The sequence below is a fragment of the Halorientalis brevis genome (assembly GCF_023077655.1).
Genome location: NZ_JALLGV010000004.1, coordinates 344,442 through 361,354 on the forward strand (window position 1 = coordinate 344,442; position 16,913 = coordinate 361,354).

Sequence of the window (16,913 nt, forward strand, 5' to 3'; positions counted from 1 at the left end):
AGGGAGTCGCATGTCCAAGCAACCACATCTCCTGGTGAGCGAAGGGGACCTGGCCGACGTCGCACTGATTCCCGGTGACCCCGGTCGCGTCGACCGGATCGCGTCGCTCTGTGACGACTCGACCGTCGTCGCCGAGAACCGCGAGTACAAGGTCGTCAACGCCACCTTCGAGGGACGAGACCTGACGATCTGTTCGACCGGCATCGGCTGTCCGTCGGCAGCGATCGCCGTCGAAGAACTCCACGCGGTCGGCGTCGAGACGGTCATCCGCGTCGGGACCACCGGGGCGCTCCAGGCCGGCATCGAGATCGGCGACATGGTCGTCGCGACCGGGGCAGCCAAAGACGAGGGGACCTCGAAGCGCTACGAGAGCGAGACGCTCCCCGCCGTCCCCGACTACGACGTGCTGTCCGCGCTGGTCGACGCTGCGGAGGCAAACGGCGAGGACGTCCACGTCGGCCCGATCGCCACTGACGACGCCTTCTACGCCGAAACCGAGGCGTACGTCGACGACTGGGAAGCCGCGGGGATGTTGGCCGTCGAGATGGAGGCCGCAGCCGTGTTCTCGCTGGCTCGGCGAAAGGGAATGCGAGCAGGCGCTATCTGTACGGTCGACGGCAACCTCGTCGAGGGCACGCAGAAGGGCGAAACCGACGACGAGGAGCTGCCGACCAAAGCGAAGAACAACGTCGAGCGCGCCATCCGAATCGCACTGGCTGCGACGACGACGCTCTGAATCCGGGCACTGTCTCGTCGGAATTATTTTATTTGATCACCGGAAACGGAGAAATACTTGCCGGGGTGGTAGGATTCGAGATCACGTTATGGTACTGCACGTCGACGACGACGAGGAACTGCGGAAGCTGGTGTCCGCGTGGATGGGAGCGCACACCGAGGACATCGAGATCATCGCGAAACGGGACGCCGACGCAGCGCTCGCGACGTTGCGGTCGACGTCCGTCGACTGCATCGTCAGTGACTACGAGATGCCGGGCGCCGACGGCCTGACGTTTCTGGAGCGGGTTCGAGAATCCCACCCGAACCTCCCGTTCATCCTCTTTACGGGGAAAGGGAGCGAAGAGATCGCCAGCGAAGCGATCTCCGCCGGCGTCACCGACTACCTCCAGAAACAGAGCGGCACCGAGCAGTACGAGGTGCTCGTCAACCGCATCCGGAACGCGGTGGAGCGGCGACGCACACAGGCGGCCCTCGAAGAGAGCGAACAGAAGTACTCGACGCTGGTCGAAGAGGCGAACGACGGCGTCCTCATCGTCCAGAACGGAACGTTCACGTTCGCAAACGAGACGGCGGCGACGATCCTGGGCACGACAGTCGACGAGGTTCAGGGGGCGTCCATGCCCTCCTTCGTCGTCCCGGAGGACCGGGAAATCCTTGCCGACCGGTACGTGCGACGCGAAGACGGCGGCGACGTTCCGAACCGCTACGAGTTCACTGCCCTCCGGCCAGACGGCGAGCGCGTGCCCATCGAACTGACGTCCTCGCGGATCACCTACGACGGCGAGCCAGCAGTGATGGCCATCTGTCGGGACGTCTCAGAGCGCACGAGCCGCGAGCGCGAACTCGAACAGTACCGGACGCTCGTCGAGACCGTCGGTGACCCGATGTACGTCCTCGACACGGAGGGCCGGATCACCATGGTCAACGAGGGGTTCACTGACCACGCGGGCGTTCCGCGGAGCCAACTCGAAGGTGCTCACGTCTCGGAGTACATGAGCGAGGAGGCAGTCAGGAAGGGGACGACGCTCATCCAGGAGCTCCTCGAAAGCGATGGCCGAGACCGCGGCCGCTTCGAGTTCGAGACCGACCTGCGCGAGGACCGCCGTATCTTCGAGGACAACGTCGCCATCCTGACCGACGAAGACGACGAATACGTCGGGTCCGTCGGGATCCTGCGGGACGTGACCGAGCGCAAAGAGCGCGAGCGGGACCTGGCCATGTACCAGACGATCGTAGAGACCATTCCCGACGTGGCGCTCGCCATCGACGCGGGTGGGACTATCATCGAGATCAACGAGACCGGCGCCGAGATGATCGGCCGACCGAAATCCGAGCTCCTCGGCACGTCGATCCCGGAACTGGTCACGGACGGCGTCGTCGCGGAGTCGGCCCTCGAGAAACACGTCGATGCTCTCCGTGACCTCCTCTCTGCCGACAGCGACGCTGACGAGGCCGTGTTCGAGTTCGTCGCCTATCAGGACGACGGCGAGGAGCGGATCTTCGAGAACCGACTCGCCCTCCTCCCCTACGAGGACGCGTACCGGGGCACGACGGGGATCGTTCGTGACATCACCGAGCGCAAAGAACGCGAACGACAGCTCCAACGACAGAACGAACGCCTCGACGCGTTCGCCGACGTGCTCTCCCACGACCTGCGAAATCCCCTCGGAGTCGCGATGGGACGCGCCGAGCTCCTCCGCAGGGAACTGGCCGACCGATCGGCCCCCGGCGAAGGAACGCTCACGACCCACCTCGACCACGTCGATCGCGCGCACGACCGCATCGACGACATCATCGACGACGTCCTCACGCTGGCCAGACAGGGAGAAACCGTCGCTGACAGCGACCGCGTCGCCCTGACGACGGTCGCCGAAGACGCCTGGCTCCACGTCGAGACGCGAGAGGCGACGCTCCGCGTTCCCGACGCGGGGGCGATCCGGGCCGACCCGAACCGACTCACGCGCCTGCTGGAGAACCTCTTTCGGAACGCGGTCGAACACGGCGACTCGAACGTCACCGTGACGGTCGGCGTCACCGACGACGGGTTCTACGTCGCCGACGACGGGCCGGGGATTCCCCCAGCGGAACGGGATCGGATCTTCGAGTCCGGGTACTCCCGTTCGCCAGACGGGACCGGCTACGGACTCGCGATCGTCGCCGAGATCGCTGGCGCCCACGGCTGGGACGTCACCGCCACCGAAAGCGCGTCGGGTGGCGCGCGATTCGAGTTCTCCTCGGTCGAGACGAGGTAGCGGCGGATCGTTTTTATACGCTGGTCAGCATAGGCCACCCCATGCGCGACCGGTTGCGTGAGCGCTACCACGCCGCACTGACGCGAATCAGGCGGTTCGAGCGCCGCGAGAGCTACGAGATCCGTCGCTGGCTCGAGAATACGCGCAACCTCGTTCACCTCTCGATCGTGATTTTCGTGCCGCTGCTCATCGCGCTCGTGACCTGGCTGTCCAACGCAGTCGGGATTTTGCCGTATCTCCTCTTTCCGCCGCTGGCGTCAGGGACGTACACGCTCTTTGCCGAGCCCGAAAGCGAGTACGCCTCCCCCAGCCGGTTCATCGGCGGCCTCACGATCGGTGCGTTGTGTGGCTGGTTCTCCTACGAACTCCTGACGGGAAGCACACAGTCCGGCGGCTTTACCGTCTCGCCGACCGCCGCAGCGGTCAGTATCTTCCTGACCGGGCTGGTGACGTGGCTCCTGAACGTCGAGGAAGCGTCCGCGTACTCCAGTGCGCTCCTGGTCCACATCATCGACGTGGGAAACGTCGCCGACATCTCGGTCGTGCTCGTGTCGGGCGTGACGGTCACCGTCACGCCGCAACTCACGTACGTCGCCAGCGTGTTCGTCTCCTCGACGCTCGTCGCAGGCGCGTTCGTCGTCTGGTACCGCCAGTTCTACGAACAGCGTGCCCAGTACCTCTACGAATCGACGAAGGGGGACGACCACGTGCTGGTCCCGATGCGAACCGAGTCCGCGGACCAGACGGCGATGCTCGGCGCCCGACTCGCCGCGGCCCACGACGCCGGGAAGGTCGTCTTGCTCGACATCGTGGACAGTGAAGCGGTCGCGGCCGCCCAGCGGGAACTCCTCAGCCGTGACGCCGCCCGGCTCTCCCCGAACGTCGGCGCAGACGGCGGCAGTCCAAACTCCGAGGAGACGGTCTCGGAGGGCGCGACCGACTCGGAGCCGCGATCACCTGGTCTCTCTCCCGCCGACCTCATGGACAAGATCGCCGCCGACAGAGCGGTCGCGGCGGCAGCGACGCGGCTCGAAGAGCGGGCGGCCGAGATCGAAACACAAGTCGGCGTCCCCTGCGAGGTCGTCGTCGCCGTCGACACCGGGAACACCGCCTCGCTCGTCCTCGAGACGGCGCGGCAGGCGAACTGCGACCTCATCGCCACGCCCTACGAGGAACAGTACGGGAGCCTCTCGCCGTTCGTCCGCTCGTTGTTTCGGGGGAACGTGGACGTGCTCGTTCACCGCTCACAGAGCGGGCGAACCCGGTGGCGGCGCGTGATGGTCCCCGTCCGCCGGGCAGGAGACGTCGCCCACGCGATGATCGACTTCGCGATCCGACTGACGGGACAGACCGGACAGGTCAGCGTCTGTAACTGCGTCGAGCAGGGACGGAAGATGCGGCGCGCCCAGGAGATGCTCTCGGACCTGGTCGACCCGTTCGACGGGCCACTGGAGACGCTCGTCTCCCCCGACCCCATCGCCGAGTTCCTCGATCATCACGCCGCCGAGTACGACCTCGTGTTCATGGGCGCGAGCATGGACCGCAGCGCCGCCTCGCGGCTCATCTCGCCGCCGACCTTCGAGCGAATCCAGGACCTCGACTGCGACGTGGCCATCGTCGACCGCAAGTTCCGCCAGTGATTCTCACTCTTCGAGGAGTCGGTCGGCGAGCGACTCGACGTCCGCGTCGCCGAGCGCCGACTCGACGAGCAGGTGGCCGCCGATCAGCGCCGGACTGATGACCGCGTCCGCCCCCGCACGGCGCAGTTTGTCGACGTTCTCGCGTTCGGTCGCGGCCGCGACGATGCGAATATCGGCATTGAGTGATTTGGCGGTGAGGATCGCCAGCGCGTCGTCGGCGTCGTTGTTCGTCGCCGCGACGACCGCGCGAGCGTCCGCGATGCCGACCTGGTGGAGCGGGTCCTCGTCGCTGGGGTCGGCCGTGAGTACGTCGACGTCGCGGTTGCGGAGGTCCGCGGCCGCGGCCGTGTCGGTGGTCACGACGACGAACGGCGTCGCGCCCTGGAGCTCCTCGATGATCGGTTCCGTCAGGTCGCCGTAGCCGAGGACGACGACGTGGTCCTCGAGCAGTTCGAGCTGTCTGTCAGTCATGGTTCCGAGTGCATGTGCGAGTCTGGCCTCGATGGCCGGACCGAGCAGCGAGCCGAGTGCCAGCGCGAAACTGACCGTCCCGAGCAGGACGACCGACATGGAGAACAGTCGCGCCCGCGCGGACAGCGAGGGGACGACGTCCCCGTAACCGACCGTGCTCGCCGTGACGATGGTGTAGTAGATCGCGTCGGTGAGCGTGTTGACGCCGTCGAACTCCGCGCGCAGCGCGTAGGCTCCGACCGTTCCGTAAACGAGGGTCCCCGCGAGGGCGGCACCCGCGGCCAGTTGCGCCGTCGAGAGGTCGAGGTGTCGGTCGAACCGCCGGTAGTTGATGAGGACGGCCGGCAGTGAGAGCAGCGACAGCACCACGAGCGGGTACGACGCGACGTTCGACTGCGCGAGCCCCTGGAGCGCCGTCATCGGCAACAGCAGGACGGTCGAATACCAGGCCACGCGCAGTCCCCTGCGGAGGCCGAGGGCGCTCCCCAGCATCAGAAAGCCGGTGAGTGCGCCGGTGAACCCGGCGGTCTGGGCGACGGCCGTCGGGACGTGGGGCGCCAGTGGCCCCTGGACGTCGGTGGCACCGATTTTCAGGATGCCAGTCCCGAACGAGAGCAGCGCGACGATCGTCGTCGTGACGACGGCCGCGCGGGTGCGGAGCAGCGTCCCCCGGGGTGCCATGTCCACCGTTCGGAGGGGCGGCCGGATAAGTTCGCGGGACAGGCGAACATCGCCGGCGGTCGCCGGGCGAGTTTGTAACCGGAAACGGTGTCGCCAGTACTGGTTAGTGAGCAGGTGGCATGCTCCGGCGTATGGCGTCGGCACCAGTCGAGATCCTCCTCGGCATCTATCTCGGAATCCTCACCGGCATCATCCCGGCGCTCGTGTCGTGGGCGCTGGGATTCGGGTTTAAGTACTTCACCGGCGTGACCATCCCGCCCCTGGGCGTGTTGGTCCTGGCAGTCGCGCTCGCCGGAGTCAGCGGCGGCCTCCTCGCGCTGGCGAATCCGGCAGTGACCGAATCGGCGAATGCGCCCACGCTCGTCACCGGCATCCTCGTCGTGGCCGCGCTCTCGCTGTACGCACACGCGAAGGGCGATCAGATGGGCGAGACCGTGCCAAAGCGGCTCTCGCTGTCGACGCTCCGCGAGCGGACGCTCTCGCGTGACGTCGTCGAACTCATCGGCGGCCTCGACGAAGTCAGGATTCGCGTCACCGGCGACGTGGCGGACATGGAGGGGTTTCCACCGTTACCCGCCGACCTGCGGGCAGAGATCCGCGACGCCGAGTACACGTTCCCGGCGGACCTCCGGATCTCGGCGCTCGAAACGCGATTCGCCGAACGACTCCGGACCGAGTTCGACCTCGGCGACGTGGCCGTCAGCATCGACGAGCGCGGCCAGGCGTCGGTCGTCGCCGCCCCGCCGTTCTCGGGACTCTCGAAACGCGTCTCCATGGGAGAACGCGCAGTCTCCGTCGAGACGCTCGTTCCGACGGGACTCGCGCGCGGCGACGAGGTCCGACTCGTCACGGACGGCGGGCGACTCGTCGGAACCGTCGTCAGCGCGCAGTCGGACGAGAACGCGTCCGGCCGGGAGCAGCCGGCAGCGTCGACACGCGACGCGGCCAACCCGACTGAAGACGACGAGGAACCCGTCTCGTCGCCGGTCCGAGCGCCGACGACGACCGGCGGTCGCGGTCGGCTCACCGTCGCCGTCCCACACCGGGACGCGGGAGAACTGGTCGAGGCAGACGCCGTCCAGGTCGTCGTCGAGGCCCAGGGGAGCCGTCTGGAGTACGAACTCGTCTCGCTCCTCCGGCGAAACGGCAAGCTGTTCCAGCGGTTCACGGTCACGTCGGGCAGTCCGATCGAGGGCGCGACGCTCGGGACGGCAACCGTCCGGGAAGCCTACGGCGTCGCGGTGCTGGCGGTCAGACGGCAGTCCGGCTGGACGCTCGTGCCGACGGGAACCTTCGAGTTCACGGAGAGCGACGACGTGTTCGCCGTCGGCAGCCGCGACGCGCTCGACCGCTTCGCGGAGGCAGTCGCGTAGCGATGTCGATCGAGACGGCGGCGGGACTCGCGCTCCAGGACGTCTCGGTGATCGACAACCCGGTGATCGCCGTCACCCGACTGGTGGGGATGGCGCTCCTCTCGGGATCGCTCTCCGGCACCGTCGCGCTGGTGTTCCGGTGGTACGCCAACGAACGCGTCCAGCCCGGCCTCCCGGTTCTCGTCGGCCTCAGCGGGGTCGCTGCGTATCTCAACACCCGCCGCGCCCTCGGACACGTCATCACCGGGACGGGACCGGACCCGCTTTCGACGACGACGGCGCTGTTCAACGTCAGCGCGTTCCTCGTCGCCGGCGTCGCCGCGTACGGCGCGATCGCCGTCGGAGACCGCCTCGGCAAAGACGTGTTCGTCGCGGCCGGCGGTCGAAAGGTCAACGGCGAGGTGAGCCGCGTCGTCGAGGCCGTCGGCCGGGTCATCGCCGTCGAACTCCCCGAGGAGATCGACGACATCGTCGGCTACGATCCCGTCCCGGCGGAGACGAAAGCTCAGCTCGCCGGCCACACGTTCCTCTTTCCGAAGCGATTGACCGTCGGCGAGCTCGAACAGCGACTGCGAACCCGGCTCAAAGCCGACTACGACGTCGGCCACGTGGACGTCGACGTCGCAGCCGACGGCAGCGTCGAGTACCTCGCGCTGGGCGCGCGCGCCGCCGGGATCGGCCCGACGCTCCCGCCGGAAACGGCCGCCGTCGCGATCAACGCCGACCCCGCGTTCGCGGCCAGCGCCGGCGACGTCGTTCAGGTCTGGACGACCGACCCGATCGAGCACGTGACGACGGGCGAGATCCGCGGCATCGCCGACGACGTGGTGACCCTGGCGATCGACGCCGCCGACGCGGACGGACTCGATCAGACCACCCGGTACCGGCTGGTGACGCTCCCCGTCGAGCCACGCGCCGACCGCGAGTTCACGTCGCTGCTCCGGGCTGCAGACGAGACGATGAGCATCGTCACCGTTCGCGACGGGAGCCCGCTCGCCGGCCAGCCCCTCGGCTCGCTCGCCGTTACCATCATCGCCGTTCGGGTCGCCGACGGCGACGTCGAAACCCTCCCGAAACGCAGTCGTCTCGTCGATCCAGGCGACGCGCTCTACGCCATCGCTCGCCCGGAGGAACTCCGCAAGCTCGACGCGGCGGCTGCCGCTCGCGGCGACACTCCCGAGAGCGAGCCGACCGAGCCGCCCGCCGAAGGGGACTGAGCGGACCCGGAATCCTCTTTGTCGCCGCGGCCGCCTCTTCTGGTATGCAGTGGAAGCTCTTCGCCAATCTCGCGGAGACTGTCGGTACCAAGGAAGTCTCGGTGGACGTCGATCCCGGCGCGACGTTCGGCGACGCGCTGGACGCGCTCGTGGACGCCCACCCGGAACTCCGCGAGGAAGTGCTCGACGAGAACGGCGAGATCGAGGACCACATCCGCGTCCTCCACAACGGGGACAACCCGTTCGTCGAGAAGGACGGGTACGAGACGGAATTGGCAGAGGGCGACGAACTGGCGCTGTTCCCGCCGGTCAGCGGTGGCTAACTCTCACTCAGGTCTTTCTCCAGCACGAACTCGGGTGCCTCGCCGACGTTCGCCCGCGCGTACGCCGCGTCTGAGACGTGGCGCGCAGTTTCGGGGATGACGACCCGCGTCTCGTCCACGCCGAGCGCCGCGGCGTCGCGTTCGATGGCCGCGAACACCGTCTGCGCGGCCGGAACGTCCGTCCAGGTCGCGAAGCCGTACTCGGCGTACCGCGTCTCACCGTCCGTACTCTCGTAGTCACGCACGCGCACGGCCGCCGCGCGCGTCCCGTTCTCGCCCTGCACCGCGAACACGCGCTCGTCGTCGGCTACGTCCAACAGCTGCTGGCGAGACAGTTCCGAGACGGCCCACGTCTCCGTCGGATCGAGCATCAGGCCGCGAAGCTCCGCCGTCACCGCGGAGCGCTGCCAGCAACTCCAGGCGGCCGCGGCGTCGTCGGTGACCGACAGCTCCCCCGAGGTCTCGGCCGGCGCTTCGGCGTCGGCGTCAGGCTCCGGATGCGCGAAGCGAAACTGGGTCGCTGGTTCGAAGCCCACCGCTCGCGACTGCCCGAGGCCGGCGTCGTTCCACGAGAAAACGAGGTTGCGACACACCGTCGCGCCCCGGTCGCGCGCCCACTCGAACACGGCCTCGGTGAGCGCGACGGCGACGCCTTCACCTCGGAAGTCGGGGTCGACGCGCATCCCCTGTGCCCAGGCCTCGTGGTCGCTGAGCAGGACGCCCTGGCAGAGCCCGACCACGTCACCGTCGACTTCGGCGACGAGCGTCCGCTGGCTCGGACCGTCGGACGCTACCCACTCGCGGAACACGTCGGCGATGTAGTCGCCGACGTCGCGGTCGGCCCAGGTGTCCTCGGTGAACGCCGCGACCGCCTCGTAGTCGTCGGCCGCGGCCTGGCGGACGGTGGGCGCCATCGTCTCAGGTCCAGGGAACGGAGCGGTCGGTGATCTCGCCAGCGAGCGGTTCCTGCATCGTCTCGGCGACGTCCTCGGCGTTTGCGAGCGCCCACATCAGCTTGACTTTGGCCGTGCCGGGGAGCATGTCCTCGCCTTCGACGACGCCGGCGTCGAGCAGATCCCGGCCGGTGTCGTAGACGCGATCGCAGACGCGCCCGTCGAGACACTGGCTCGTCATCACGACGGCGGTGCCGGCGTCGGTCAGTTCGTCGATCGTCTCGATCCAGTCGGTGTTGACGTGGCCGAGACCGGTGCCCTCGATGACGACGCCCGCGGCGCCGTCGGCCGCGGCTTCGAGCAGCGCGGGGCTGGTGCCGGGCGTGAACTTCACGAGGTCCACGTCGGTTTCGAGGTCGTCGGCCAGCGCCAACTCGCGCTCGCCGCGCTCGACGTGGTCTCGGTTGAAGGTGACCTCCTCGGCGTCGTAATCGACCTGCCCGAGCGGTTCCGAGCCGACGGTCTCGAAGGCGTCGCGCCGAGAGGTGTGGTTCTTCCGAACGCGCGTCCCGCGGTGGAGCGCGCAGACGTCGTCGGACTCGCTTTCGTGCATGCAGACCAGCACCTCCGCGCAGTCGTCCTTGGCGGCCTCGACCGCGCAGACGGCGTTCATGACGTTGTCCGAGGACGGCCGGTCGGCCGAGCGCTGGCTCCCGGTGAACACGATGGGAACCGGCGTGTCGAGCATGAAGGCGAGCGCCGAGGCGGTGAACTGCATCGTGTCGGTCCCGTGCATGACGACGACGCCGTCCGCACCGGCTTCGATCTCTTCTTTCACTGCGTGGGCGAGGTCCTGCCAGACGTCGGGCGTCATGTTCTCCGAGAGGATGTTCGCGACGACGCGACCCCGGTAGTTCGCACGGCCGGCCAGGTCCGGGACGGCTCGCAGCACGTCCTCGGCGTCGAACTGAGCGGTCACTGCGCCGGTGCGGTAGTCGACGGTCGAGGCGATGGTCCCGCCGGTCGAGATGAGCGAGATGGTCGGCAGGTCCTCGTCGAACTCGATTTCGGACTCGCCGTCGGTGTCCTGTGCATCCTCGACGGCGTACACGTCAGATTCGAGTACTTCCACGTCCGCCGCGTCGCGGTCGACGCCGACGTTGTACCCGCTATCGAGCTTCACGACGAGGTTCTCCGTCGTCGTGGAGGGCAAGAGGACGCCCTCGTACGTCTGGTCCGCGCGGTCGACGCGGACCCGGTCCCCTGGGTTCATACGCTCGCGTACCGCACGCCCGGACTTGAAACCATCTTTTCGCGCACCGCGCCGGGAAAAGACTCACGTCCGCACAGGTCGAATTCTCACACACGATGGCTGAACGAACCGACCAGCGAGATCGGTCGGTCGACGACTCCGCAGACCTGCTCGACGACGCCGGCGTCAGAGCGGACGTCGATCCGGGCCCGGACGTCGACCGCGGACCGGGGCCGGACGAGCCGGCAGCAGCCGCCAGCGAGGCGACGATCACCAGCCGGCTCCGAGAAAGCCTGGCGTCGCCGTTCAGCGGCCTGTTCTCCGTGCGGGTGTTCCTGTTCGTTCTCGGACTCGTGCTGGTCGCGATGGTCGCCGCGGGGTCCGTCGTCCCGATCCCGTTCCTCGGCGGCCTCGCCGGGTTCGTCGGGATCGCGACGGTCGGGTTCGGCGTCGGACTCGCCGACGCCAGACCTCGGTACCTGGAGTTGCTGCTCGCCGGGGCGATCGCCGCCGGCCTCGGCACGCTACTCGACCACCTGATCCTCGCTGCGTTCGGGCTGGGACTGCCGCTGGTCGTGCTCGGCGTCGGTGCCGGGAGCCTCGCCGGACTCGTCGGCCACTACTTCGGTCGCGACCTGCGCGACGGCCTCACGAGAGACCTCTAGTCGCGGAGCCGCCACTGACCGCCGTCTTTGCCGACGATGCCACGCTCGGCGAGTTCCGACAGGGCCTCCCTGACGACCGGGTTCGGGGCTTCGGTGCGCCGGGTGAGCTCGTCGACGGTCTTCGGGCCATCGGCGAGCGTCCCCAGGAGGTCAGCGTACAGTCGCGTGTCGTCGGTCCCGAGTTCGTCGCTGAGTCGCTCCATCACGTCGGCGAGTCTGCCCTGAACCCACCGCTGGGCCATCGACAGCTCGTTCTCGAGCTGTTCGAGCGTGTTCAGCTCCGCGGCGAGGTCGGCGAGTTCGCTCGCGTCGTCCGTGTTGAACTCGATCTTGAGATGGCGGCAGGTCGATCCCACGTCGAGACTCTGGCTGGCCGGGTAGGCGCTTTTCATGCCGAACCCGTAAGGGGAGACGCTCACCTCCAGGCGGAGGTTCTGAGAGATGAAGTAGTACTTCCGGCGCTGGTCGTCGACGCGACTCTCGATGAGGCCCGCCTCCTCTAACTTCCGGAGGTGGTCGATGACTGCCTTGGGGCTCACACCGAGGTACTCGCTGATCTCCGTCACGTAGCAGGGCTTCCGTGCGAGCAGCCGGAGGATACGCCTGCGATTCTCGTTACCCAGGAGGTTGAGTAACTCGGCGGAGTCCATTTACCGGACGTAAGCGAAGGGTAGTGAAAAGGTTAACTGCAAGCCGCCGGCGCGTCACCGACCACGTGGGTTGCCGTTGCCGCCCGGTTGGGAGCCCCCATTGCCGCCCGGTTGGGAGCCCCCATTGCCGCCCGGTTGGGAGCCCCCATTGCCGCCCGGTTGGGAGCCTCCACCGCCGGCCTTCTGAGAGTCTCCGTCACCGGCCTTCTGGGAGTTGCCACGGTCGGCGTTCTCGTTGGGTTCATCGCCAGCGCTTCCACTGGACGGGTTCTCGTCGGCACTCGGGCTCCCGGCGCCCTGACCGTCACCGCTCTTCGGGTTTCCCGAACCACTGCCCGCGCTCTCGCTATCCTCGGAAGCGACGCCAGTATCGTCGTCAGGAGCGTTCGCTGCCCCGTTAGCTGCGTTTTCGGAGTCACCTGACCGCCTGGACTCGCCCGCGTTTGGAGTCCCGCTGTCGGACCCGTTGTTCCCAGGGCCTTCTGACGCGTCGTCGGCCCGTCCGGGCGCCGACTCTGACGGCCCCGTCTCGTCGGCCCCGGTCTCATTCGCGTTCGGGCCGGCCTTCGCCGGTTTCCCAGGAGCATCGGGCCCGTTCGTCTCGTTGGCTGGACCGACGTCCGCCGGTCGACCAGGTTCGGCTGGCTTCCCAGTGTCATCGGGTCGACCAGCGTTCTCCGGTGGGCCGGCTTCTTCCGGTTGGTCAGCACGGTCCGGCGGCCCACGCTCGTCGCGTCCAGGCGGGTTCACGACGGGGAGCCGCCTGGCGGTCTGTGCGACCTCGCGGCCGCTCACGTTTGCGGCTTCGGTTCGCAGTCGGTCGAGTCGCGTGTCGTTCACACCGGCGCTCGTCGCCGCGGTCTCGGTGTCGTTGATAGATTGCTGGAGCGAGTCGATCTGTTTCGTGAGATGAGTCGCCTGCGCCACGTAGGCGACCTCCGGAAGCGTGCCGTTCTCGTGTCTGGCCTCCAGGTCGCCCATCCGCGCTTCGAGACGGTCCAGTCGACGGTCGAGCGTCCGGATTCGGTTCTCGACGACGCGGTCCCGTTGGGAGCCGTTCGACGCGTTGAACTCCGCCCGCCACATGCCCGCGTCGATGGACCCGTTGACCTCGGCCGAGCTCGCCTGCATAAACGAGGAGATCTGCGTCCCCAGGCTCACGCCACCGCTACTCGATCCGTTCGTCTCGTTTGCCGCGAGCGCTGCCGCCGGGCCCGTGGCCCCGTCACTGGCCGTCGAGCCAGCAGCCGGGGCCACCGCGAGCGCAGTCCCCACAGCGACCAGTAGTACAACCAACGTAGCCTGACGGACGCTCATGTTACTCACCCCTTATCCAGAAAGACACAAAAAAGCGAACATCCGTTCGTACCGTTCAACCGACCACGTTCGCGGACTCACATCGTCTAATAGCGTTTACTTTCCGTTCTGACCCGGTAATCTATCGAGCGCGAGACCGGCGAGCGCGACTGAGAGCAGGGAGAGTATAACCGTCGAAACGACCAGTACGAGCGTCGGTTCGTACCGCAACGGCGGATGCAGGCCGAACCCGTAGTCGAGGATATCGTTTCCCACCGACAGGACGAGTGCGGCCGCCAGCGCGCCCCGAGTAGTCGCTCCATAATGGGGGATTAGGTACGCTTCAGCGACGAAACCGAGGTGCGTGAGGATGATACCGAAGTACGCCCACACCGCTGGAAAGTACGCCGTAAAGCCGAGATTGAGGGCGACGAACGTCCACAGTCCCATCTTCACGAGCCACACGAACGCGAGCGTGTGGAGGTACGCCAGGACCCGCGTCCGAGGCACGGCGTCGAGCGGCCGGCCGATGAACGGAAGCAACGTGGCGATCGACAGCGCCATCAGGAACACTGCGACCGGCGAGTCGACGTAGAACGGCCAGAGGAACGTCGAGACCCCGGGCATCGTCGCGACGTAGTATTGGATGCCGACCAGCACCGCGAACACGTTCGCCACGAGCAGCCAGACGAGGCTCGGCGCGTTTCCGAGATAGTACTGTGCCCACCGCGCGGGGATGACCCGCCCCTCACGTCGCCACATTACCCCATCCTGCCCGCCCGTCCCCAAAGCCGTGTCGCCTCCGACCGCCCGAACCCGCTGTTTGCACGACGGCATAAGTCCACTGGCCAAGGCTTTTATCCGATCGGTTGGTAGGCGTTATCGTATAGCATGTTCGAACGGTTTTCGAGCGGATACTACCTCGGCCGGTTGTACGTCGAGCCGGACGAGCGGGAAACGGCAGCCATGTGTCGCGAGCAACACGAGCGAGTCAACGAACAACTGTATACAGACGGCGAGGGCATCCAGCGCCTCGACAACCCGCTCGTGATGAAACTCGACGCGAGTCACTTTCCGGTGACGGGCGACGATGGGCTCCCGCCAAATACGCTCGCAGTCCCCGAAACCGTGCTCGAAGACAGTCGAATTCGGAACCCGCCCGCGCTCCGAGAGGTCCTGCTCGCAAAGGCCGATCGGGCCAAACAGCTCCTCGAACTGACGGGCCAGTTCGAGTTCGACGAGGAAAGCGACGGCAGCGGTTTCGGCGGGAATTTCGGCGGCCAGGCATTTTAAGCCCTCAGCGATTCCCTCTCCGGTGATGCTGGACCAGCTGCTCGGGCGCGCCGAACTGAAAGCGCGCATTGCGGACCTCGAAGACGAGAAGGAACACCTGGAACGACAGCTCGACGCCGAGCAGGAACGCCGCGCGGACGCGGCGAGCGCCCGCCAAGAAGCCGAAAAGCGCGTCAACCGGCTCGAAGACCGCATCGCCGAACTCGAGGGCACCGTCGACCGACTCGAAGGCGACGACGGCGGCCACCTCGACTTTCGTCGCACCGAACGGCTCCGCGGCGAGCGGCTGACCGAAGTCCTGGACAGACTCGACTCCGTCGAGACGGAACGCGAAGGCGCGCTGACGGCCTACGTCGACGCAGACGTCCCCGACCGCGTGCGGGACGCACTCGGTGAACGGGCGGCGCTCGTCTCGCGGGCCGCCCCCTGTCTCGTCTGCGTCGACGACGCGGGGCTCGTCAGCACGGCGCTTTCCGTGCCCGCACCGCCGGCCCCGTTCGCCGAGTGGAGCGCCGGCTTTTCGTTCGAGCGATCGTGGCTCGAACCGACCGGCGAGTTCACGCTCGCGCTGGTCCGATCGGACCTGTTCGCCATGGGGGAGTACGACGGCCGCGAGCGGACCGCCTTCCACGGGTTCGACTCCGAGCTGAAGAGCCAACACTCCAAGGGCGGGTTCTCCCAGGCGCGCTTCGAGCGGCTCCGCAACGAGCAGATCGACACCCACGTCGACCGCTGTCTGGAAGCGCTCGACGAGCGCGAGACCGAGCGGCTGTACGTCGTGGGCGAACGGACGGTTCTGGGCGAGTTCTCCGACGTGGCCGACGCCACGGCGACGGTCGACGCGACCGGCGATCCCGAGGACGCGCTGGCGGACGCGTTCCACGACTTCTGGACGGTCAAACTGCGCGGGCTCTGACCGTCAGCGCGACTCGACGCGACGACCCACGACAACCAGTCCCAGGAGCGCCGCGAGTGCGGCGATCGCAGTGAATCCGGGACCGTCGCCGCTGGAGGTCGTCTCGGTCGCAGTCACAGTCTCGGACGACTCTGCGTCGCTCCTTTCGGTCGCAGTCACAGTCTCGGTCGAGTCGGCGTCGCTCCTCTCGGTCGCAGTCTGCGTCTCTGTCGACTCGGTGTTGCTCCCAGCGGTGTTGTTCTGACGCGGTGACTCGGGCAGTTCGTCGAAGTCCAGCGGTGCCGGGAGCGCACCGGCACGAAGTGCGAGCGAGAGGTCCCGCGCTTCGGACATGTTCGCTGCCGTGATGACGAACTCGGGATCGTTCACGAAGTCACCCGTCTCGAACGTCTGGGCGAGTCCAGCACTCATCTGGGCCGCGGAGACGACCTCGCCGTCGTACACCGTGTACAGACAGTGGCCCGAGGCGTTGTCGGGGTCTTCCTTCGCAGTGTCGGTCTGGCAGTCCGCGATACCCTCGTCGCTCGTGAACCCGAAGTTCTGCATCGCGTTGGAGTAGTTTTGGGCGGCCTCGTCCGTCAGCGTGACCGGAACGAGAGGGGTGGTACCCGGCCGCCCCGACCGTGCCGAGCCGACGGTCTCGAAGTCTTCGTTCGTCAGCAGCGTCACGTCCCGATGGACGGTGTCGCCGTCGCGCTGGACCGGGAAGTGAGCGACCATCTCGACGCGTCCCTGGAAGGTGAGATTCTCCACGATCACGGCGGGGTCTGTATCGGTCGCCCTGATGCGGACACCACGAGCACCGCCGTCGGTCGTCACCGACGCAACCGTCGCGTCGATATCTGCGCCAGCGAGGCGCTCGTCGATGATCCTGACCGTCTCGGTCTGGGTATGTGCGCTCACGCCGTCGTGAACGGTCGCGGCCGACGCGTTCAGGCCGGCGGTTCGGAGCGCATCGCGCAGGGCCGTCGTCGAGACGTTGCCCTCGCGCACTTCGACCGCGGTCTCTTCGGGCGCGACGCGGACCGTTTGTTCGTCCACGTCGAGTTCGGCGGCGACAGTCGCGCGGATGTCGTCCACGTCTGCGTCCGGCGAAATCGTGACGTTCGTCGCTGTCGTCCCTTCGATCTCGGCCGTCAGGACGGTCTCGTTCCCGTTCGGGACGGTCGCTGCTCCGGCCGCCGAGCCGACCGTCATCGCGACGGCCAGCGCGGCGAACGCCAAGAGGACTGCAGGGCGGCGCATGACCGTAG

The 16,913-nt window shown here is 67.4% G+C and carries 16 protein-coding genes; 9 read left to right on the plus strand and 7 right to left on the minus strand.

Annotation, left to right across the window (positions count from 1 at the left end; all coding sequences use genetic code 11):
* The first annotated feature begins 10 nt into the window (after positions 1-10).
* The 3 genes from MU553_RS10005 (at position 11) to MU553_RS10015 (ending at position 4,630) form a co-directional block, all read left to right on the plus strand.
* Positions 11-736 carry a guanosine phosphorylase gene (locus MU553_RS10005; RefSeq protein WP_247377273.1) on the plus strand — a complete coding sequence of 242 codons (726 nt, stop codon included), beginning with the start codon at positions 11-13 and terminating at the stop codon, positions 734-736.
* A gap of 88 nt (positions 737-824) precedes the next feature.
* On the plus strand, positions 825-2,990 hold the full coding sequence (locus MU553_RS10010) for a hybrid sensor histidine kinase/response regulator (RefSeq protein WP_247377271.1): 2,166 nt from the start codon (positions 825-827) through the stop codon (positions 2,988-2,990).
* A gap of 41 nt (positions 2,991-3,031) precedes the next feature.
* A complete protein-coding gene (locus tag MU553_RS10015) occupies positions 3,032-4,630 on the plus strand; it encodes an HPP family protein (protein WP_247377269.1) in 1,599 nt (532 codons plus the stop codon).
* Positions 4,631-4,633: 3 nt separating this feature from the next.
* Here MU553_RS10015 and MU553_RS10020 read toward each other — a convergent pair whose 3' ends face one another.
* On the minus strand, positions 4,634-5,782 hold the full coding sequence (locus tag MU553_RS10020) for an NAD-binding protein (protein ID WP_247377266.1): 1,149 nt from the start codon (positions 5,780-5,782) through the stop codon (positions 4,634-4,636).
* Between the two features lie 131 nt (positions 5,783-5,913).
* On the opposite strand from MU553_RS10020, the gene MU553_RS10025 reads away from it, so the two are divergent.
* The 3 genes from MU553_RS10025 to MU553_RS10035 are packed head-to-tail and all read left to right on the plus strand — an operon-like array spanning position 5,914 to position 8,695.
* Positions 5,914-7,155: a potassium channel family protein gene (locus MU553_RS10025; protein ID WP_247377264.1), complete on the plus strand. Its 1,242-nt coding sequence runs from the start codon at positions 5,914-5,916 to the stop codon at positions 7,153-7,155.
* Positions 7,156-7,157: 2 nt separating this feature from the next.
* Positions 7,158-8,372, plus strand: a complete 1,215-nt coding sequence (locus MU553_RS10030) for a TrkA C-terminal domain-containing protein (protein ID WP_247377261.1) — start codon at positions 7,158-7,160, stop codon at positions 8,370-8,372.
* A gap of 44 nt (positions 8,373-8,416) precedes the next feature.
* A complete protein-coding gene (locus MU553_RS10035) occupies positions 8,417-8,695 on the plus strand; it encodes a ubiquitin-like small modifier protein 1 (RefSeq protein ID WP_247377259.1) in 279 nt (92 codons plus the stop codon).
* Here the strand turns inward: MU553_RS10035 and MU553_RS10040 are convergent.
* Together MU553_RS10040 and gatD are read right to left on the minus strand one after the other, a co-directional pair.
* The gene (locus tag MU553_RS10040; protein WP_247377257.1) at positions 8,692-9,609 is read right to left on the minus strand and encodes a GNAT family N-acetyltransferase; all 918 of its coding nucleotides are present in this window, start codon (positions 9,607-9,609) and stop codon (positions 8,692-8,694) included. The two genes, MU553_RS10035 and MU553_RS10040, sit on opposite strands and share 4 nt — an antisense overlap.
* Before the next feature lie 4 nt (positions 9,610-9,613).
* On the minus strand, positions 9,614-10,861 hold the full coding sequence (gene gatD / locus MU553_RS10045) for a Glu-tRNA(Gln) amidotransferase subunit GatD (RefSeq protein ID WP_247377255.1): 1,248 nt from the start codon (positions 10,859-10,861) through the stop codon (positions 9,614-9,616).
* A gap of 95 nt (positions 10,862-10,956) precedes the next feature.
* Here gatD and MU553_RS10050 point away from each other — a divergent pair, with 95 nt between their 5' ends.
* The gene (locus MU553_RS10050; protein ID WP_247377253.1) at positions 10,957-11,505 is read left to right on the plus strand and encodes a hypothetical protein; all 549 of its coding nucleotides are present in this window, start codon (positions 10,957-10,959) and stop codon (positions 11,503-11,505) included.
* Here the strand turns inward: MU553_RS10050 and MU553_RS10055 are convergent.
* The 3 genes from MU553_RS10055 to MU553_RS10065 form a co-directional block, all read right to left on the minus strand.
* Positions 11,502-12,155 carry a metalloregulator ArsR/SmtB family transcription factor gene (locus MU553_RS10055; protein WP_247377251.1) on the minus strand — a complete coding sequence of 218 codons (654 nt, stop codon included), beginning with the start codon at positions 12,153-12,155 and terminating at the stop codon, positions 11,502-11,504. The genes MU553_RS10050 and MU553_RS10055 overlap by 4 nt on opposite strands.
* Positions 12,156-12,209: 54 nt before the next feature.
* On the minus strand, positions 12,210-13,472 hold the full coding sequence (locus MU553_RS10060; RefSeq protein ID WP_247377249.1) for a hypothetical protein: 1,263 nt from the start codon (positions 13,470-13,472) through the stop codon (positions 12,210-12,212).
* A gap of 96 nt (positions 13,473-13,568) precedes the next feature.
* On the minus strand, positions 13,569-14,213 hold the full coding sequence (locus tag MU553_RS10065; protein ID WP_247377247.1) for a DUF1405 domain-containing protein: 645 nt from the start codon (positions 14,211-14,213) through the stop codon (positions 13,569-13,571).
* Between the two features lie 129 nt (positions 14,214-14,342).
* On the opposite strand from MU553_RS10065, the gene MU553_RS10070 reads away from it, so the two are divergent.
* Positions 14,343-14,744 carry a DUF5802 family protein gene (locus MU553_RS10070; RefSeq protein ID WP_247377246.1) on the plus strand — a complete coding sequence of 134 codons (402 nt, stop codon included), beginning with the start codon at positions 14,343-14,345 and terminating at the stop codon, positions 14,742-14,744.
* 25 nt (positions 14,745-14,769) lie between these two features.
* Positions 14,770-15,660, plus strand: coding sequence for a Vms1/Ankzf1 family peptidyl-tRNA hydrolase (locus tag MU553_RS10075; RefSeq protein ID WP_247377243.1), 891 nt, complete (start codon positions 14,770-14,772; stop codon positions 15,658-15,660).
* Positions 15,661-15,663: 3 nt separating this feature from the next.
* On the opposite strand, the gene MU553_RS10080 is transcribed toward MU553_RS10075, so the two are convergent.
* On the minus strand, positions 15,664-16,905 hold the full coding sequence (locus MU553_RS10080; protein WP_247377241.1) for a SecDF P1 head subdomain-containing protein: 1,242 nt from the start codon (positions 16,903-16,905) through the stop codon (positions 15,664-15,666).
* Between the last annotated feature and the right edge of the window lie 8 nt (positions 16,906-16,913).